The organism is Kitasatospora terrestris (genome assembly GCF_039542905.1).
In the GTDB taxonomy this organism is placed as follows: Bacteria; Actinomycetota; Actinomycetes; order Streptomycetales; family Streptomycetaceae; genus Kitasatospora; species Kitasatospora terrestris.
The window spans coordinates 5,779,235-5,796,100 of the sequence record NZ_BAABIS010000001.1; the positions used below are offsets into that span (position 1 = coordinate 5,779,235).

The 16,866-nt window shown below is 71.8% G+C and carries 14 protein-coding genes and 1 pseudogene; 9 read left to right on the top strand and 6 right to left on the bottom strand.

Annotated elements, in window-relative coordinates; all coding sequences use genetic code 11:
• Positions 1–20: 20 nt before the first annotated feature.
• A pseudogene (locus ABEB06_RS26525) lies at positions 21–143 on the bottom strand (MerR family transcriptional regulator); the annotation flags it as partial.
• Between the two features lie 112 nt (positions 144–255).
• Between ABEB06_RS26525 and uvrC the strand changes: the two are divergent.
• The 9 genes from uvrC to ABEB06_RS26570 all read left to right on the top strand — a co-directional run bounded on the left by uvrC (position 256) and on the right by ABEB06_RS26570 (position 9,564).
• A complete protein-coding gene (gene uvrC, locus ABEB06_RS26530) occupies positions 256–2,364 on the top strand; it encodes an excinuclease ABC subunit UvrC (RefSeq protein WP_345699400.1) in 2,109 nt (702 codons plus the stop codon).
• Positions 2,365–2,366: 2 nt separating this feature from the next.
• Entirely contained in the window at positions 2,367–3,245 is an 879-nt protein-coding gene (gene rapZ / locus ABEB06_RS26535; protein WP_345701997.1) for an RNase adapter RapZ, read from the top strand.
• A 69-nt stretch (positions 3,246–3,314) separates the two neighbouring features.
• Complete coding sequence (locus ABEB06_RS26540; protein WP_425559803.1) at positions 3,315–4,418, top strand: gluconeogenesis factor YvcK family protein; 1,104 nt, start codon at positions 3,315–3,317, stop codon at positions 4,416–4,418.
• A complete protein-coding gene (gene whiA / locus ABEB06_RS26545; RefSeq protein ID WP_253794268.1) occupies positions 4,409–5,389 on the top strand; it encodes a DNA-binding protein WhiA in 981 nt (326 codons plus the stop codon). Before ABEB06_RS26540 ends, whiA begins: the two co-directional genes overlap by 10 nt.
• 209 nt (positions 5,390–5,598) lie before the next feature.
• Positions 5,599–6,606, top strand: a complete 1,008-nt coding sequence (gene gap / locus ABEB06_RS26550) for a type I glyceraldehyde-3-phosphate dehydrogenase (RefSeq protein ID WP_345699402.1) — start codon at positions 5,599–5,601, stop codon at positions 6,604–6,606.
• A gap of 149 nt (positions 6,607–6,755) precedes the next feature.
• On the top strand, positions 6,756–7,961 hold the full coding sequence (locus ABEB06_RS26555; protein WP_345699403.1) for a phosphoglycerate kinase: 1,206 nt from the start codon (positions 6,756–6,758) through the stop codon (positions 7,959–7,961).
• Positions 7,962–7,968: 7 nt separating this feature from the next.
• Positions 7,969–8,754: a triose-phosphate isomerase gene (tpiA, locus tag ABEB06_RS26560; RefSeq protein WP_345699404.1), complete on the top strand. Its 786-nt coding sequence runs from the start codon at positions 7,969–7,971 to the stop codon at positions 8,752–8,754.
• Between the two features lie 89 nt (positions 8,755–8,843).
• Positions 8,844–9,086, top strand: a complete 243-nt coding sequence (gene secG, locus ABEB06_RS26565; RefSeq protein WP_345699405.1) for a preprotein translocase subunit SecG — start codon at positions 8,844–8,846, stop codon at positions 9,084–9,086.
• 190 nt (positions 9,087–9,276) lie between these two features.
• A complete protein-coding gene (locus ABEB06_RS26570) occupies positions 9,277–9,564 on the top strand; it encodes an RNA polymerase-binding protein RbpA (RefSeq protein ID WP_393077731.1) in 288 nt (95 codons plus the stop codon).
• A 121-nt stretch (positions 9,565–9,685) separates the two neighbouring features.
• On the opposite strand, the gene pgl is transcribed toward ABEB06_RS26570, so the two are convergent.
• The 5 genes from pgl to tkt form a co-directional block, all read right to left on the bottom strand.
• Positions 9,686–10,474, bottom strand: coding sequence for a 6-phosphogluconolactonase (gene pgl / locus ABEB06_RS26575; RefSeq protein ID WP_345699407.1), 789 nt, complete (start codon positions 10,472–10,474; stop codon positions 9,686–9,688).
• 73 nt (positions 10,475–10,547) lie between these two features.
• Positions 10,548–11,675: a glucose-6-phosphate dehydrogenase assembly protein OpcA gene (opcA, locus tag ABEB06_RS26580; protein ID WP_345699408.1), complete on the bottom strand. Its 1,128-nt coding sequence runs from the start codon at positions 11,673–11,675 to the stop codon at positions 10,548–10,550.
• Positions 11,672–13,216: a glucose-6-phosphate dehydrogenase gene (gene zwf / locus ABEB06_RS26585; RefSeq protein WP_345701998.1), complete on the bottom strand. Its 1,545-nt coding sequence runs from the start codon at positions 13,214–13,216 to the stop codon at positions 11,672–11,674. The genes opcA and zwf overlap by 4 nt, the downstream gene beginning before the upstream one ends.
• A gap of 66 nt (positions 13,217–13,282) precedes the next feature.
• The gene (tal, locus tag ABEB06_RS26590; RefSeq protein ID WP_345699409.1) at positions 13,283–14,395 is read right to left on the bottom strand and encodes a transaldolase; all 1,113 of its coding nucleotides are present in this window, start codon (positions 14,393–14,395) and stop codon (positions 13,283–13,285) included.
• A gap of 95 nt (positions 14,396–14,490) precedes the next feature.
• Positions 14,491–16,587, bottom strand: coding sequence for a transketolase (gene tkt / locus ABEB06_RS26595; RefSeq protein ID WP_345699410.1), 2,097 nt, complete (start codon positions 16,585–16,587; stop codon positions 14,491–14,493).
• Positions 16,588–16,866 lie beyond the last annotated feature (279 nt).

Here is a 16,866-nt window from a genome sequence, read left to right on the forward strand (position 1 = left end):
CACGGCCCGGTCCCCGCTCGTCCGGCCGGGCTGCGGTCCGTCGGCGGCACGATCCCGCTGTCCGCGTGGAACCGGATGGTCTTGACCGTGGGCCCGGTCCGCCGGGCCAGGCCGCCGGTGGTGAGGAGCGCGTCGCCGTCCACGCCCGCCGCTCTCCCGTCTCCCCCGCGGGAGACTCAAGGACGGCGGCGGCGGCGCCGTCCGGCCTGCGGATGCGGCCACGTGGTGTCACCGGCAATCGGTACGGTAGGGGTTATGGCTGACCCGTCCACCTACCGTCCGGCCCCGGGGGCGATTCCGGTCTCGCCCGGGGTGTACAAGTTCCGCGACGCCCACGGGCGGGTCATCTACGTCGGCAAGGCGAAGAGCCTGCGGCCGCGGCTCTCCTCGTACTTCCAGGACCTGTCCAACCTCCACCCGCGCACGGCGACGATGGTCACCACCGCCGCGTCGGTGGAGTGGACGGTGGTCGGCACCGAGGTCGAGGCGCTCCAGCTGGAGTACTCCTGGATCAAGGAGTTCGACCCGCGGTTCAACGTGAAGTACCGGGACGACAAGAGCTACCCGGAGCTGGCCGTCACGCTGAACGAGGAGTTCCCCCGGGTCCAGGTGATGCGCGGCGCGCACAAGAAGGGCGTGCGCTACTTCGGACCGTACGGGCACGCGTGGGCGATCCGCGAGACGGTGGACCTGCTGCTGCGGGTCTTCCCGGTGCGGACGTGCTCCAACGGCGTCTTCAAGCGGGCGCAGCAGGTCGGGCGGCCGTGCCTGCTGGGGTACATCGGCAAGTGCGCGGCGCCGTGCGTGGGCAAGGTGTCGGCGGCCGAGCACCGCGGCCTGGCCGAGGAGTTCTGCGACTTCATGGCCGGCCGCACCGGCAACTACCTGCGCCGCCTGGAGCAGCAGATGCAGGACGCGGCCGCCGAGATGGAGTACGAGAAGGCCGCCCGGCTGCGTGACGACCTCGGCGCGCTGAAGCGGGCGATGGAGAAGAACGCGGTCGTCCTCGCGGACGGCACCGACGCCGACCTGCTGGCCCTCGCGGAGGACGAGCTGGAGGCGGCGGTGCAGATCTTCCACGTGCGCGGCGGCCGGGTGCGCGGCCAGCGCGGCTGGGTGACCGACAAGGTCGAGGACGTGGACACGGTCGCGCTGGTGGAGCACGCGCTGCAGCAGCTGTACGGCGCGGGCACCGAGCCGGTGCCGCGCGAGGTGCTGGTGCCGGCGGTGCCGGACGACGCGGTGCGCGAGTGGCTGTCCGGCCTGCGCGGCGCCCAGGTCGACCTGCGGGTGCCGCACCGCGGTGACAAGAAGGACCTGATGGAGACGGTCCGGCGCAACGCCCAGCAGGCGCTGGCGCTGCACAAGACCAAGCGCGCCTCCGACCTGACCACCCGCAGCCGGGCGCTGCAGGAGATCGCCGACGCGCTGGAGCTCGACTCCGTCCCGCTGCGGATCGAGTGCTTCGACATCTCGCACCTGCAGGGCGAGGACGTGGTCGCCTCGATGGTGGTCTTCGAGGACGGCCTGGCCCGCAAGAGCGAGTACCGGCGCTTCCAGATCAAGGGCTTCGCCGGGCAGGACGACGTCCGCTCGATGCACGAGGTGATCGGCCGCCGCTTCCGCCGCTACCTGCAGGAGCGCGAGCAGACCGGCGAGTGGGCGGTCCCCGAGGCGGGCGAGGACACCGTGGACACCGCCGACACCGCCGAGGCCGCGGACACCGCGGACGTGACGGGCACCGCGGAGGACCCGACCCGCACCGAGGACGGCCGCCCCCGCCGCTTCGCCTACCCGCCGCAGCTGCTGGTGGTGGACGGCGGGCAGCCGCAGGTGGCGGCGGCCCAGCGGGCGCTGGACGAGCTCGGCATCGACGACGTGGCGCTGTGCGGCCTGGCCAAGCGGCTGGAGGAGGTCTGGCTGCCCGGCCAGGACGACCCGGTGGTGCTGCCGCGCAGCAGCGAGGGCCTGTACCTGCTGCAGCGGGTGCGCGACGAGGCGCACCGGTTCGCCATCGGCTACCAGCGCGCCAAGCGCTCCAAGCGGCTCACGGCGGGGGAACTGGACTCCGTCCCCGGCCTCGGAGAGACTCGCCGCCAGGCCCTGCTGAAGCACTTCGGTTCGCTGAAGAAGCTGCGCGCGGCCACCGTGGACGAGCTGTGCGAGGTGCCGGGGGTCGGTCGCCGGACTGCGGAGACTGTTGCCGCAGCCTTGGCCTCCCGTACACCCGCCGCATTCGCGGTGAACACCGCCACGGGCGAGATCATTGACGACAGCGACGACCGTGACCACGGCGGCGACGGGGCCGCCGGGCCGGCCGGTCGCGACCTGAGCAGTACCACCGAGAGCGGGGAACCGACGTGACAGTGTCCAACGGGGGAGAGAGCGTCCCCGAGCTGGTGATCATCTCCGGCATGTCCGGGGCCGGCCGGTCCACCGCCGCGAAGTGCCTGGAGGACCTCGGCTGGTTCGTGGTCGACAACCTGCCGCCGGCCCTGATCCCGACCATGGTCGACCTGGGGGCCCGCTCGCAGGGCGCGGTGCCGCGCATCGGCGTGGTGGTCGACGTGCGCAGCCGCAGCTTCTTCGACGAGCTGCTGACCTCGCTCGACGAGCTGGAGAAGCGCGGCGTCCGGCTGCGGGTGGTCTTCCTGGAGTCCTCCGACGAGGCGCTGGTGCGCCGCTTCGAGAACGTCCGCCGCCCGCACCCGCTGCAGGGCGACGGCCGGATCGTCGACGGCATCGAGCGCGAGCGCGACCTGCTGCGCGAGCTGCGCGGCGAGGCCGACCTGGTGATCGACACCTCCAACCTCAACGTGCACCAGCTGCGCGCCAAGTTCGACGCCCAGTTCAGCGGCAACGACGAGCCGGAGCTGCGGGCCACCGTGATGTCCTTCGGCTTCAAGTACGGCCTGCCGGTCGACGCCGACCTGGTGGTGGACTGCCGCTTCCTGCCGAACCCGCACTGGGTGCCCGAGCTGCGCGCCCGTACCGGAACCGACGCGGACGTGGCAGAGTACGTGTTCCAGCAGCCCGGCGCCCAGGAGTTCCTGGACGGGTACACCGAGTTGCTGCGCATCGTCACGGAGGGTTACCGGCGCGAGGGCAAGCGCTACATGACTCTTGCCGTAGGCTGCACCGGTGGCAAGCACCGCAGCGTCGCGATGTCCGAGCGGTTGACGAAGCGTCTGATCGCGGACGGCGTGGAGACGGTGCTGGTCCACCGCGACATGGGCAGGGAGTGACGCCCCGGGAGTGACGGCGGCGCCCCGCCGGTCGCTCGAAGGAGCATGAGACAGGAACGTGGGGTCGGCGTGACGGGATACTCGCCAGCACGGCAGCAGCAGTACCGGCCCGCCGAGCGAGCGTCCCAACACTCCAGCCGCGCCGCCCAGCAGCAGGGCCGGCCCGCGCAGAAGCAGCAGCACCGCCCCGGCGCGCCCCGGATCGCCGCGCTGGGCGGCGGCCAGGGGCTGTCCGCCTCGCTGTCGGCGCTGCGCCGGCTGACCACCGAGCTGACCGCCGTGGTCACCGTCGCCGACGACGGCGGCTCCAGCGGCCGGCTGCGCGCCGAGCTGGGCGTGCTGCCGCCGGGTGACCTGCGCAAGGCGCTGGCCGCGCTGTGCGGGGACGACGACTGGGGCCGCACCTGGTCCGAGGTGATCCAGCAGCGCTTCACCGGCACCGGGGAGCTGGGCGGCCACGCCGTCGGCAACCTGCTGATCGTCGCGCTGTGGGAGAAGCTCGGCGACCCGGTGGAGGCGCTGAACTGGGTGGGCCGGCTGCTCAACGTCCAGGGCCGGGTGCTGCCGATGTCGGCCGTCCCGCTGGACATCGAGGCGCAGGTGCGCGGCCACGACCCGGCCCGGCCGACCGAGGTGACCGCGGTCCGCGGCCAGGCCAGCGTGGCGGTCACGCCGGGCACGGTGGAGTCGGTCCGGCTGCTGCCGGACGAGCCGCCGGCCGTCCCGGAGGCCGTCCAGGCGGTCCTGGAGGCGGACTGGGTGGTGCTCGGCCCGGGCTCCTGGTTCACCAGCGTGCTGCCCCACCTGCTGGTCCCCGAACTGGCCCGGGCGCTCACCGAGACCCGCGCCCGCCGGCTGCTCACCCTCAACCTGGCCCCGCAGCCGGGCGAGACCGAGGGCTTCACCCCGCAGCGCCACCTGGACGTGATCTTCGACCACGCCCCGGACCTCGCGGTGGATGCGATCCTGGTGGACGAGCGGGCCGTCACCGGCGGCGCCTTCGGCGTGTCGGACCTCGCGGGGCTGGAGAAGGCCGCCGAGCGGATGGGAGCCTCCCTGGTGCTCGGCCGGGTGGCCCGCGCGGACGGCACGCCGCGACACGACCCGGAGCTCTTGGCAGCCGCGTACGACCGGATTTTCCGGACTCATGGAAGGATCGGCCCATGGCGATGACGGCAGCGGTGAAGGATGAGATCTCCCGGCTTCCCGTCACCCGTGCCTGCTGCCGCAAGGCGGAGGTCTCGGCGATCCTGCGTTTCGCGGGCGGACTGCACATTGTGAGCGGCCGCATCGTGATCGAGGCGGAGCTGGACACCGGCATTGCGGCACGGCGGCTGCGCAAGGACCTCCTGGAGATCTTCGGACACTCCTCGGATCTGGTGGTGATGGCCCCCGGCGGCCTGCGTCGCGGCAGCCGGTACGTGGTGCGGGTGGTGAAGGACGGCGAGCTGCTGGCCCGGCAGACCGGGCTGGTGGACGGGCGGGGACGGCCGATCCGGGGGCTCCCCCCGGCGGTGGTCTCGGGCGCGACCTGCGACGCCGAGGCGGCGTGGCGCGGCGCGTTCCTGGCGCACGGCTCGCTGACCGAGCCCGGCAGGTCCTCCTCCCTGGAGATCACCTGCCCCGGCTCGGAGGCGGCACTGGCCCTGGTCGGCGCGGCCCGGCGGCTCGGGATCCCGGCGAAGGCCCGCGAGGTCCGCGGGGTGGACCGGGTGGTGATCCGGGACGGCGACGCGATCGGCGCGCTGCTGACCCGGCTGGGCGCGCACGAGTCGGTGCTGGCCTGGGAGGAGCGGCGGATGCGCCGCGAGGTGCGGGCCACCGCCAACCGGCTGGCCAACTTCGACGACGCCAACCTGCGCCGCTCGGCCCGGGCCGCGGTCGCGGCCGGCGCGCGGGTGCAGCGGGCGCTGGAGATCCTCGGCGAGGAGGTGCCGGAGCACCTGGCGGCCGCCGGCCAGCTGCGGATGCAGCACAAGCAGGCCTCGCTGGAGGAGCTGGGCGCGCTCGCCGACCCCCCGCTGACCAAGGACGCGGTGGCCGGCCGGATCCGCCGCCTGCTGGCGATGGCCGACAAGCGGGCCGCCGAGCTCGGCCTGCCGAACACCGAGGCGAACCTGACCGAGGAGATGGCACTGAGCTGACGTGGCCGGACGGTCCGGGCGCTGCCGACGAGTTGGACGAGGGACGCGGGCGACATCCAGAAGTGATGTTGCTCGCGTCCCTCGGCTGTTGTTTCCGGAGAGGCGATGTGCCTCGGCGCGGCCCGGGGAGGTAGGGTCAGTGGTGGTCGGGGACAACCCAATTTCCATCTCGTCGGCTTCGGCCGGCGTACCAATGAGGAGATCGGTTCGTGACGATCCGGGTAGGAATCAACGGCTTCGGCCGTATCGGCCGCAACTTCTTCCGCGCGGTCAAGTCCCAGGGCGCTGACATCGAGATCGTCGGTGTCAATGACCTGACCGACACCAAGACCCTGGCTCACCTGCTCAAGTACGACACCACCCTTGGTACCTTCCCCGGCGAGGTCTCGCACACCGAGGACAGCATCACCGTCGACGGCCACACCTTCAAGGTGACCGCCGAGCGCGACCCCGCCAACCTCCCCTGGGCCGCCCTGGGCGCCGACATCGTCGTCGAGTCCACCGGCATCTTCACCAAGGCCGATGCTGCGAAGAAGCACATCACCGCCGGTGCGAAGAAGGTCCTGATCTCCGCGCCCGCCACCGATGAGGACATCACCATCGTCCTCGGTGTCAACGACGACAAGTACGACGCGGCGGCGCACGAGATCATCTCCAACGCCTCCTGCACCACCAACTGCGTGGCGCCGATGGCGAAGGTGCTGAACGAGAACTTCGGCATCGTCAAGGGCCTGATGACCACGGTGCACGCGTTCACCAACGACCAGGTCACGCTGGACTTCCCGCACAAGGACCTGCGTCGCGCCCGCGCGGCCTCGCAGAACATCATCCCGACCTCGACCGGTGCCGCCAAGGCGACCGCCCTGGTCCTGCCGGAGCTGAAGGGCAAGCTGGACGGCACCTCGCTGCGCGTCCCGGTCCCGACCGGCTCGATCACGGACCTGGTCGTCACCCTGGAGCGCGAGGTCACCAAGGACGAGGTCAACGCCGCGTTCCAGAAGGCCGCCCAGGAGGGTGCGCTCAAGGGCATCCTGGCCTACACCGAGGACCCGATCGTCTCCTCGGACATCGTCAACGACCCGCACTCCTGCATCTTCGACGCCCAGCTGACCATGGTCCAGGGCAACCAGGTCAAGGTGCTCGGCTGGTACGACAACGAGTGGGGCTACTCTAACCGCCTGGTGAACCTGACCACCCTCGTCGGTGGCCAGCTCTGACCGCAGCGGGAGCTGACGTGATGTAAGGGGCAGGGCCCGGAAGGCGCACGACGGCCTCCCGGGCCCTTCCTCTGCACACGTACCCTCACTCTCTCCGACGGCTCGTCGCCGAGCCGTCAGCCACTTTCTCCCCAGGAGACAACCAGACCGTGAAGACGATCGAAGACCTCGACGTTGCAGGCCGGCGGGTGTTCGTCCGCGCCGACCTCAATGTGCCGCTGTCCGGCGGCACGATCACCGACGACGGCCGGATCCGCGCCGTCGCGCCGACCATCGCCAAGCTGCTGGAGCGCGGCGCCCGCGTGGTCGTCGCCTCGCACCTCGGCCGCCCCAAGGGCGAGCCCGACCCGCAGTTCTCGCTCGCCCCGGTCGCCGTCCGGCTCGGGGAGATCCTCGGCAAGCCGGTCACGTTCGCGACCGACACCGTGGGCGACAGCGCGAAGGCCACCGTCGCCGCCCTCGGCGACGGCGAGGTCACGCTGCTCGAGAACCTGCGCTTCAACGCCGGCGAGACCAGCAAGGACGACGCCGAGCGCGGCGCCTTCGCGGACGAGCTGGCCGCCCTCGCCGACCTCTACGTCGGCGACGGCTTCGGCGCGGTGCACCGCAAGCACGCCTCGGTGTTCGACCTGCCGGCCCGCCTGCCGCACGCCGTCGGCGACCTGATCGCCACCGAGGTCGGCGTGCTCAAGCGCCTGACCGACGAGGTGGCCCGCCCGTACGTGGTGGTGCTCGGCGGCTCCAAGGTCTCCGACAAGGTCGGCGTGATCGAGAACCTGCTCGGCAAGGCCGACCGGATCCTCATCGGCGGCGGCATGATGTACACCTTCATCGCGGCCCAGGGCCACGGCGTCGGCGCCTCGCTGCTGCAGGAGGACCAGATCCCGGTCGTCCAGGACTACCTGAAGCGCGGCGCCGAGCAGGGCGTCGAGTTCGTGATCCCGGTCGACACCGCGGTCTCCGGCAGCTTCCCCGACGTCAAGGGCGGCGCCCCGGTCGAGGACTTCGCGGTGGTCGACGTGGAGGCCATCCCGGACGGCGCGCTCGGCCTGGACATCGGCCCGCGCACCGCGGCGCTGTTCGCCGAGAAGATCGCCGACGCGGCCACCGTGTTCTGGAACGGCCCGATGGGCGTCTTCGAGCACCCGGCGTTCGCCGACGGCACCCGGGCGGTCGCCCAGGCGCTGGTGGACGGCGACGCGTTCACCGTGGTCGGTGGCGGCGACTCCGCCGCGGCCGTCCGCATCCTGGGCTTCGACGAGGCGAAGTTCGGACACATCTCGACCGGCGGTGGCGCGAGCCTGGAGTACCTGGAGGGCAAGCAGCTCCCCGGTCTCACCGCCCTGGAAGACTGAGGGCACGATGACTGAGCGTCTCCCGCTGATGGCGGGCAACTGGAAGATGAACCTCAACCACCTCGAGGCCATCCAGCACACCCAGAAGCTGGCCTTCGCGCTGGCCGACAAGGACTACGAGGCCGTCGAGGTCGCGGTGATGGTCCCCTTCACCGACCTGCGCTCGGTGCAGACCCTGGTCGACGGCGACAAGCTGAAGATCAAGTACGGCTCGCAGGACGTCTCGCAGCACGACTCCGGTGCCTACACCGGCGAGATCTCCGGCCCGATGCTCTCCAAGCTCAAGTGCGCCTACGCGGTGATCGGCCACTCCGAGCGCCGCCAGTACCACGGCGAGAACGAGGAGATCGTCAACGCCAAGGTCAAGGCCGCCTACCGGAACGGGATCACCCCGATCCTGTGCATCGGCGAGCCGCTGGAGATCCGCAAGGCCGGCACCCACGTCGCGTACACCCTGGCCCAGCTCGACGGCGCGCTCGCCGACGTCCCGGCCTCCGACGCCGAGTCGATCGTCGTCGCGTACGAGCCGGTCTGGGCGATCGGCACCGGCGAGGTGGCGACCCCCGAGGACGCCCAGGAGGTCTGCGGTGCCATCCGCGGCCGCCTGGCCGAGCTGTACGACGCCGAGCTGGCCGAGAAGGTCCGCGTCCTCTACGGCGGTTCGGTGAAGTCCTCCAGCGCGGCCGGCCTGATGGCCAAGCCCGACGTGGACGGCGCACTGATCGGCGGTGCCTCCCTGGACGCCGACGAGTTCGTCAAGATCGTGCGCTACCGTGAGCAGGCAGTAGGCTAACGCCGCCGCAGCAACGTAGGCTTTGGGGCCGGACCGCGACACAGCGGTGCCGGCCCCTTCGCCGAATGAACGAGAGAGTTGGTCCCGCCGTGGTTATGGGATTCTCGATTGCCCTGATCATCCTGAGCATGCTGATGATCCTCCTGGTGCTGCTGCACAAGGGGAAGGGCGGCGGCCTGTCCGACATGTTCGGTGGCGGTGCGATGTCGACCGGCGGCGGCTCGGCGGTGGCCGAGCGCAACCTCGACCGCATCACCGTCGTGGTGGGCCTGGCCTGGTTCGCCTGCATCGTGGTGCTCGGCCTGCTGCTCAAGTACAAGGGCCAGGGCTGACGTTCGGCCCGACCGGCGGGGGAGCCGGCCGCCCGTGGAGGCGGTGGTGGCAGATTCTTAACTCCCGCTTACACTAGGTGGACTTCGCCGCCGCCCGGAGCACGCCGCGGCCGGACGGCACCAGCACGCAGGGAGTCAGACCGTGGCAAGTGGCAACGCCATCCGAGGCAGCAGAGTCGGCGCAGGCCCGATGGGCGAGGCGGAGCGCGGCGAGTCCGCCCCCCGCAATCGGATCTCCTTCTGGTGCGCGAACAAGCACGAGACGCGCCCCAGCTTCGCCGCCGAAGCGGCCATCCCGGACACCTGGGACTGCCCGCGCTGCGGCTTCCCGGCCGGCCAGGACCAGGACAACCCCCCGGCCCCGGCCCGCAACGAGCCCTACAAGACGCACCTCGCGTACGTCCGCGAGCGCCGCACCGACGCCGACGGCGAGGCCATCCTCGCCGAGGCCCTCGCCAAGCTCCGCGGCGAGATCTGAGCACCCCTCCGAAGGGCGCCCCGACCACCGGTCGGCGGCGCCCTTCGGCGCGTCCGGCGCCGGACGCACGACGGCCCGGTCCCGAGGAGCCGGGACCGGACCGTGCCGTACCGAAGGGCCGTCAGGCCGAGGCCGGCGGGTAGAGCTGGGGCGGGATCTTCGCCGCGGCGGTGCGGTCGAGGAGCCACAGGGTGCGGGCCGTGCCGTACGCGCCGGAGGCGGGCGCCTGGATCTCGCCGGGGCCGGTGAGGGCCAGGGCGACCGCGTCTGCCTTGTCCTCGCCGGCGGCGAGCAGCCAGACCTCGCGGGCCGCCCGGATCGCCGGGAGGGTCAGCGAGACCCGGGTGGGCGGGGGCTTGGGGGCCCCGCGCACGCCGACGACGGTCCGCTCGCCCTCCCGGACACCGGGGTGGCCGGGGAAGAGCGAGGCGACGTGGGTGTCCGGGCCGACGCCGAGCAGCAGCACGTCGAAGGCGGGCACCCCGAGCCGGGAGCCCGGCTCGGCGGCCTTGGCGAGCTCCTCGGCGTAGCGGGCCGCGGCGGCCTCCACGTCGGAGCCGTCGGGGCCGTCGGAGGCGGGCATCTCGTGCACCCGGGCCGGGTCGAGCGGCACCCGGGCGAGCAGCTCGTCCCGGGCCTGGACGGCGTTGCGCTCCGGGTCGGCGGAGGGCACGTACCGCTCGTCGCCCCACCACAGGTCGAGGCGGGCCCAGTCGACCGCGTCGCGCGCCGGGGAGGCGGCGATCGCGGCCAGCAGGGCGTTTCCGTTGCGTCCGCCGGTGAGCACCACGGAGGCGGTGCCGCGGGCGGCCTGGGCGTCCACGATCCGGGTGATGAGGCGCGCGGCGGCGGCCTGGGCCATCAGCTCCTTGTCGCGGTGGACGACCAGCTGCGGGGTGGCCGCGGTCATGCTCCCGCCCCGCTTCGCCCGGTGGTCCGCGTCCACGGCGCGGCGGTCGTGCCCGACTGCTCGCTCGGCCCGCTCATGCGCCGCTCCGCTTGCGCGGCGCGGCGGCCTTCTTGGTGCCGACCGCAGTCTTCTTGGCCGGCGCCTTGCGGGCGGCGGCCTTCTTCGCCGGTGCCGGGTCCTGCTCCGCGGCGGGCACCTTGGCGGTGACCCGGACCGGCGGGGCGGCGACCGCGGCCTCGGAGACGGCGGCGGGGGCCGGAGCGGCCGTGCCGGCGGGTTCCTTGAGCCGGTCGACCGGGGTGCGGACGGCGGTGGCGTAGATGTCGTCCGGGTCGAGCCGGCGCATCTCCTCGGAGATCAGCTCAGCGGTGTCGCGCCGCTTGAGGGCGACCATCCGGTCCGGCGCGCCGGGCATCGAGAGGGTGCCCAGCAGGCCGTCGGGACGGTCCAGGACGATCTCGCCGTCCTTGGTCCTGAGGCGGACGGCGGTGATGCCGGGGCCGTTGGTGACCAGCCGCTCGACCGGCACCCGCAGGCGGTTGTGCAGCCACAGGCCGAGCAGCTCGACGCTGGGGTTGTACGACTCGCCCTCGACCACCGCGCCGGTGACCTTGACGGGCTTCTGGTCGAGCGCGGCGGCCAGCATGGAGCGCCAGCCGGTGATCCGGGTCCAGGCCAGGTCGGTGTCGCCGGGGGTGTAGCTGGCGGCCCGCTGGGCGAGCTGGCCGACCGGGGACTCGGCGGTGACCGCGTCGGTGATCCGGCGCTGGGCGATGGCGCCCAGCGGGTCGTGCGCGGGGTGCAGCGGCGCGTTGTCGGGCCACCAGACCACGACCGGGGCGTCCGGCAGCAGCAGCGGCAGGACGACCGACTGGGCGTGCGAGGCGAGTTCGCCGTGCATCCGCAGGATGACCGTTTCGCCGGAGCCGGCGTCGGAGCCGACCAGGATCTCGGCGTCGAGGCGGGTCTCGGCCCGGGCGCGCGGCGAGCGGCCTTCGCGGCGGATCACCGCGAGGGTGCGCGAGGGGTGCTCGCGGGAGGCGTCGTTGGCGGCCTTGAGGGCGTCGTACGCCATGCCCTCGTCGGTCACGATCACCAGGGTGAGCACCATGCCGGCGGCGGTGGAGCCGCTGGCCCGGCGCGCGTCCATCAGCGCGTTGTTGATCTTGCTGGAGGTGGTGTCCGTCAGGTCGATCTTCATGGCCGGCGCCAGCTCCTGCCGTCTCGTGCGAGCATCTCGTCCGCCTCGACCGGGCCCCAGGTGCCGGCCGCGTACTGGGCGGGCTTGCCGTGGGTGTCCCAGTACTTCTCGATCGGGTCGAGGATCTGCCAGGAGAGCTCGACCTCCTGGTGGCGCGGGAAGAGGTTGGCGTCGCCCAGCAGCACGTCCAGGATGAGCCGCTCGTACGCCTCGGGGCTGGACTCGGTGAAGGACTCGCCGTAGGCGAAGTCCATCGTGACGTCCCGGACCTCCAGCGCGGTGCCCGGCACCTTGGAGCCGAACCGCACGGTGACGCCCTCGTCCGGCTGCACCCGGATGACCAGGGCGTTCTGCCCCAGCTCCTCGGTGGCGTAGGAGTCGAACGGCAGGTACGGGGCGCGCTGGAAGACCACCGCGATCTCGGTGACCCGGCGGCCGAGCCGCTTGCCGGTGCGCAGGTAGAACGGGACGCCCGCCCAGCGGCGGTTGTTGATCTCCAGCTTGATGGCGGCGTAGGTGTCGGTCTTGGACTCGGGGTTGATGCCGTCCTCGTCCAGGTAGCCGACCACCTCCTCGCCGCCCTGCCAGCCGGCCGCGTACTGGCCGCGCACGGTGTGCTTGCCGAGGTCGGCGGGGAGCTTGACGGCGCTGAGCACCTTGAGCTTCTCGGCGACCAGGGCCTTGGGGTGGAACGAGGCCGGCTCCTCGATGGCGGTGAGCGCCATCAGCTGGAGCAGGTGGTTCTGGATGACGTCACGGGCCGAGCCGATGCCGTCGTAGTAGCCGGCGCGGCCGCCGATGCCGATGTCCTCGGCCATGGTGATCTGCACGTGGTCGACGTACGACCGGTTCCAGATCGGCTCGAACATCTGGTTGGCGAAGCGCAGCGCCAGGATGTTCTGGACCGTCTCCTTGCCCAGGTAGTGGTCGATCCGGAAGACCTCGTCGCGGGGGAAGACCTCGTGGACGATCCGGTTCAGCTCCTGGGCGGACTCCAGGTCGTGGCCGAACGGCTTCTCGATCACCGCGCGGCGCCAGGAGCCCTTCGGCGGGTCGGTCAGACCGTGCTTCTTCAGCTGCTGGACCACGGTGGGGAAGAACTTCGGCGGCACCGAGAGGTAGAAGGCGAAGTTGCCGCCGGTGCCCTGGGCCTTGTCGAGCTCCTCGATGGTGGAGCGGAGCTTGTCGAAGGCGTCGTCGTCGTCGAAGGTGCCCTGGATGAAGCGCATGCCCTTGGCGAGCTGCTGCCAGACCTCCTCGCGGAAGGGCGTCCGGGCGTGCAGCTTGACCGCGTCGTGGACCTCCTTGGCGAAGTCCTCGTCCTCCCACTCGCGGCGCGCGAAGCCGACGAGCGAGAAGCCCGGCGGCAGCAGGCCGCGGTTGGCCAGGTCGTAGATGGCGGGCATCAGCTTCTTGCGCGACAGGTCGCCGGTGACGCCGAAGATCACCAGGCCGGACGGCCCGGCGATCCTCGGCAGTCGGCGGTCGGCCGGATCGCGCAGCGGGTTGGCGGGCGGAGCCGGGGGGTCGCCCTGCTCCACCTCGGGATAGGAGTCGCTCACTGGTGGTGTGCTCCGAATTCCGTTGCGTCGAGTCGTGAGCAGGGATCAGGCCTGGTCGCCGTGGGCGGCGAGGGTGGCGGTGACGGTGGCGAGCAGCTCGTTCCAGGAGGTCTCGAACTTCTCCACGCCCTCGTCCTCGAGCACCTGGACGACGTCGTCGTAGTCGACGCCGGCGGCCGCGACGGCCTCCAGGACGGCCTTGGCGTCCGCGTAGTTCGGGCGGATGGTGTCACCGGTGACCACGCCGTGGTCGTCGGTGGCGTCCAGGGTGGCCTCGGGCATGGTGTTGACGGTGCCGGGGGCGACCAGCTCGGTCACGTACAGGGTGTCCGGGAGGTTCGGGTCCTTGACGCCGGTGGAGGCCCACAGCGGACGCTGCGGCTTGGCGCCGGCGGCCTCCAGCGCCTTCCAGCGGTCGGAGGAGAACACCTCTTCGTAGGCCTGGTAGGCGAGGCGGGCGTTGGCCAGGGCGGCCTTGCCCTTGAGCTCCTTGGCGGCGCCGCCGACCTTGTCGAGGCGCTTGTCGATCTCGGTGTCCACGCGGGAGACGAAGAAGGACGCGACCGACTCGATCGAGGAGAGGTCGAGGCCGGTGGCCTTGGCCTGCTCCAGGCCGGTCAGGTAGGCGTCCATCACCTCGCGGTAGCGCTCCAGCGAGAAGATCAGCGTGACGTTGACGCTGATGCCCTTGGCCAGCACGGCGGTGATGGCGGGCAGGCCGGCCTTGGTGGCCGGGATCTTGATGAACACGTTCGGGCGGTCGACCAGCCACCACAGCTGCTTGGCCTCGGCCACCGTCGCCGCGGTGCTGTGGGCCAGGCGCGGGTCGACCTCGATGGAGACCCGGCCGTCGCGGCCGTTGGAGGCGTCGTAGACCGGGCGCAGCACGTCGGCGGCGTCGCGCACGTCCGAGGTGGTGATCATGCGGACGGCCTCGTCGGTGGTCAGCTTGCGGACCGCGAGGTCCTCCAGCTGGCCGGCGTAGGCGCCGTTGCCGCCGATCGCCTTCTGGAAGATGGTCGGGTTGGTGGTCACGCCGACCACGTGCTTCTCCTGCACCAGCTCGGCCAGGTTGCCGGAGTTCAGTCGCTCGCGGCTCAGGTCGTCCAGCCAGATCGCCACGCCCTCGTCGCTGAGGCGCTTCAGAGCGTCAGTCATGGTGCTTCATCCCTCGTGTATTCAGAAGTCCGGGTGGGGTCCGTGGAACGGGCCGGGCTGCCGATGTGCGGTCGGCTGCCCGGCCCGTGACGCGCTTAGCGGGAGACGGCCTCGACCGTGCGGAGCGAGGCGCGGGCGGCGTTGGCGACGGCCTCGGCGGTGATGCCGAACTCCGTGTACAGCACCTTGTAGTCGGCGGAGGCGCCGAAGTGCTCCAGGCTGATGATCCGACCGGCGTCGCCGACCAGCTCGCGCCAGCCCTGGGCGATGCCCGCCTCGACCGAGACCCGGGCCCGGACGTTCGGCGGCAGCACGCTGTCGCGGTACGCCTGGTCCTGCTCGTTGAACCACTCGATCGACGGCATCGAGACCACCCGGGTCGGGATGCCCTCGGCCTCCAGCGCCTCGCGGGCCTGGACGGCCAGCTGCACCTCGGAGCCGGTGCCGATCAGGATCACCTTGGGCGAGGCGCCCTCGGCCTCGGCCAGCACGTAGCCGCCCTTGGCCGCGCCCTCGGCGGAGGCGAACACCTCGCGGTCCCAGGTGGGCACGCCCTGGCGGGTCAGCGCCAGGCCGACCGGGCCGGGGTGGCTGGTCTGCCGCTCGATGACGGTCCGCCAGACCACGGCGGTCTCGTTGGCGTCGCCGGGGCGGACCACCGCGAGGCCGGGGATGGCGCGCAGCGCGGCCAGGTGCTCCACCGGCTGGTGGGTCGGGCCGTCCTCGCCGAGGCCGATCGAGTCGTGCGTCCAGACGTAGGTGACCGGCAGCTTCATCAGCGCGGCCAGGCGGACCGCCGGGCGCATGTAGTCGGAGAACACCAGGAAGGTGCCGCCGTAGATGCGGGTGCGGCCGTGCAGCGCGATGCCGTTCATCACGGAGCCCATGGCGTGCTCGCGGATGCCGTAGTGGATGGTGCGGCCGTACGGCGAGGCCGACTTCAGCGTGTTGCCCTCCGGAAGGAAGGAGGACTCCTCGTCGATGGTGGTCAGGTTGGACTCGGCCAGGTCGGCCGAACCGCCCCACAGCTCGGGGATGAGCGCGCCGATCGCCTTCAGGGTGTCGCCGGAGGCCTTGCGGGTCGCGACGTCCTTGCCGGCGGGGAAGACCGGGATGGCCTTCTCCCAGCCGTCGGGCAGCTCGCCGATCTGGATCCGGTCGAACTCCGCCGCGCGCGCCGCGTTGGCACCGCGCCACGCGTGGAAGGACTTCTCCCAGCTCTCGCGGACGGCCTTGTTGCGGGCCACGACCTCGCGGGCGTGCTCGATCACCGTGTCGGTGACCTCGAAGGTCTTGGTCGGGTCGAAGCCCAGCACCTTCTTGGTGGCGGCGATCTCGGCGTCGCCGAGGGCCGAGCCGTGCGCCTTGGCGGTGTCCTGGGCGTTCGGCGCCGGCCAGGCGATGATGGTGCGCATCGCGATGATCGACGGGCGGGAGGTCTCCGCCTTGGCCTCGGCCAGCGCGGTGGCCAGGGCGTGCACGTCGATGTCGCCGTCGGCCTTCGGGGTGACCCGCTGCACGTGCCAGCCGTACGCCTCGTAGCGGGCCAGCACGTCCTCGGAGAAGGCGGTCTCGGTGTCGCCCTCGATCGAGATGTGGTTGTCGTCGTACAGCGCGACCAGGTTGCCCAGCTTCTGGTGGCCGGCCAGCGAGGAGGCCTCGGCGGAAACGCCCTCCTCCAGGTCGCCGTCGGAGACGATCGCCCAGATGGTGTGGTCGAACGGCGACTCGCCGGCCGGGGCCTCCGGGTCGAAGAGGCCGCGCTCGTAGCGGGCGGCCATCGCCATGCCCACGGCGTTGGCGATGCCCTGGCCGAGCGGGCCGGTGGTGGTCTCCACGCCCGCGGTGTGGCCGTGCTCCGGGTGGCCCGGGGTCCGGCTGCCGGCGACCCGGAAGGCCTTGAGGTCGTCCAGCGACAGGCCGTAACCGGACAGGAACAGCTGGGTGTAGAGCGTCAGCGAGGTGTGCCCCGGCGAGAGCACGAAGCGGTCTCGACCCACCCAGGTCGGGTCCGTGGGGTCGTGGCGCAGGAAGCGCTGGAAGATCAGGTAGGCGGCGGGGGCCAGGGACATCGCGGTGCCCGGGTGACCGTTGCCCACCTTCTGCACGGCGTCCATGGCCAGGACTCGGGCCGTGTCGACGGCCCTCTGGTCCAGCTCGCTCCACTCGAATACGTTCGGCGTCGTGCTCACCCTGACTCAGGGCTCCTTCCGAATTTGTGAAGAGTGACCCCGTGAAGGGGACCGAGCCGTGCCACGCCGCTGTGGCTCGACTTGGAGACGGTTCCGGTCACGGAGGGTTGATCCCGCTTCTCTGTGCGAGCCTACCGCCCACGGGGCACCTCACCCTGCGTGGCGGGACAACCGGGGACACCTGGGCGGCATTCCCGGCGCACTGTGTCAACTTTCCTGTCCTACCTTCACCCGCCAGGGGAGGGTTTGCCCGTCCGAGGGGCAAGACGGGCGAGTTCT

Bases quoted from the DNA above. Each gene is read 5' to 3' on its own strand.
- uvrC (WP_345699400.1), top strand. From the start codon at position 256: ATGGCTGACCCGTCCACCTACCGTCCGGCCCCGGGGGCGATTCCGGTC.
- whiA (WP_253794268.1), top strand. From the start codon at position 4,409: ATGGCGATGACGGCAGCGGTGAAGGATGAGATCTCCCGGCTTCCCGTC.
- tpiA (WP_345699404.1), top strand. From the start codon at position 7,969: ATGACTGAGCGTCTCCCGCTGATGGCGGGCAACTGGAAGATGAACCTC.
- ABEB06_RS26570 (WP_393077731.1), top strand. From the start codon at position 9,277: ATGGGCGAGGCGGAGCGCGGCGAGTCCGCCCCCCGCAATCGGATCTCC.
- pgl (WP_345699407.1), bottom strand. From the start codon at position 10,474: ATGACCGCGGCCACCCCGCAGCTGGTCGTCCACCGCGACAAGGAGCTG.
- opcA (WP_345699408.1), bottom strand. From the start codon at position 11,675: ATGAAGATCGACCTGACGGACACCACCTCCAGCAAGATCAACAACGCG.
- tal (WP_345699409.1), bottom strand. From the start codon at position 14,395: ATGACTGACGCTCTGAAGCGCCTCAGCGACGAGGGCGTGGCGATCTGG.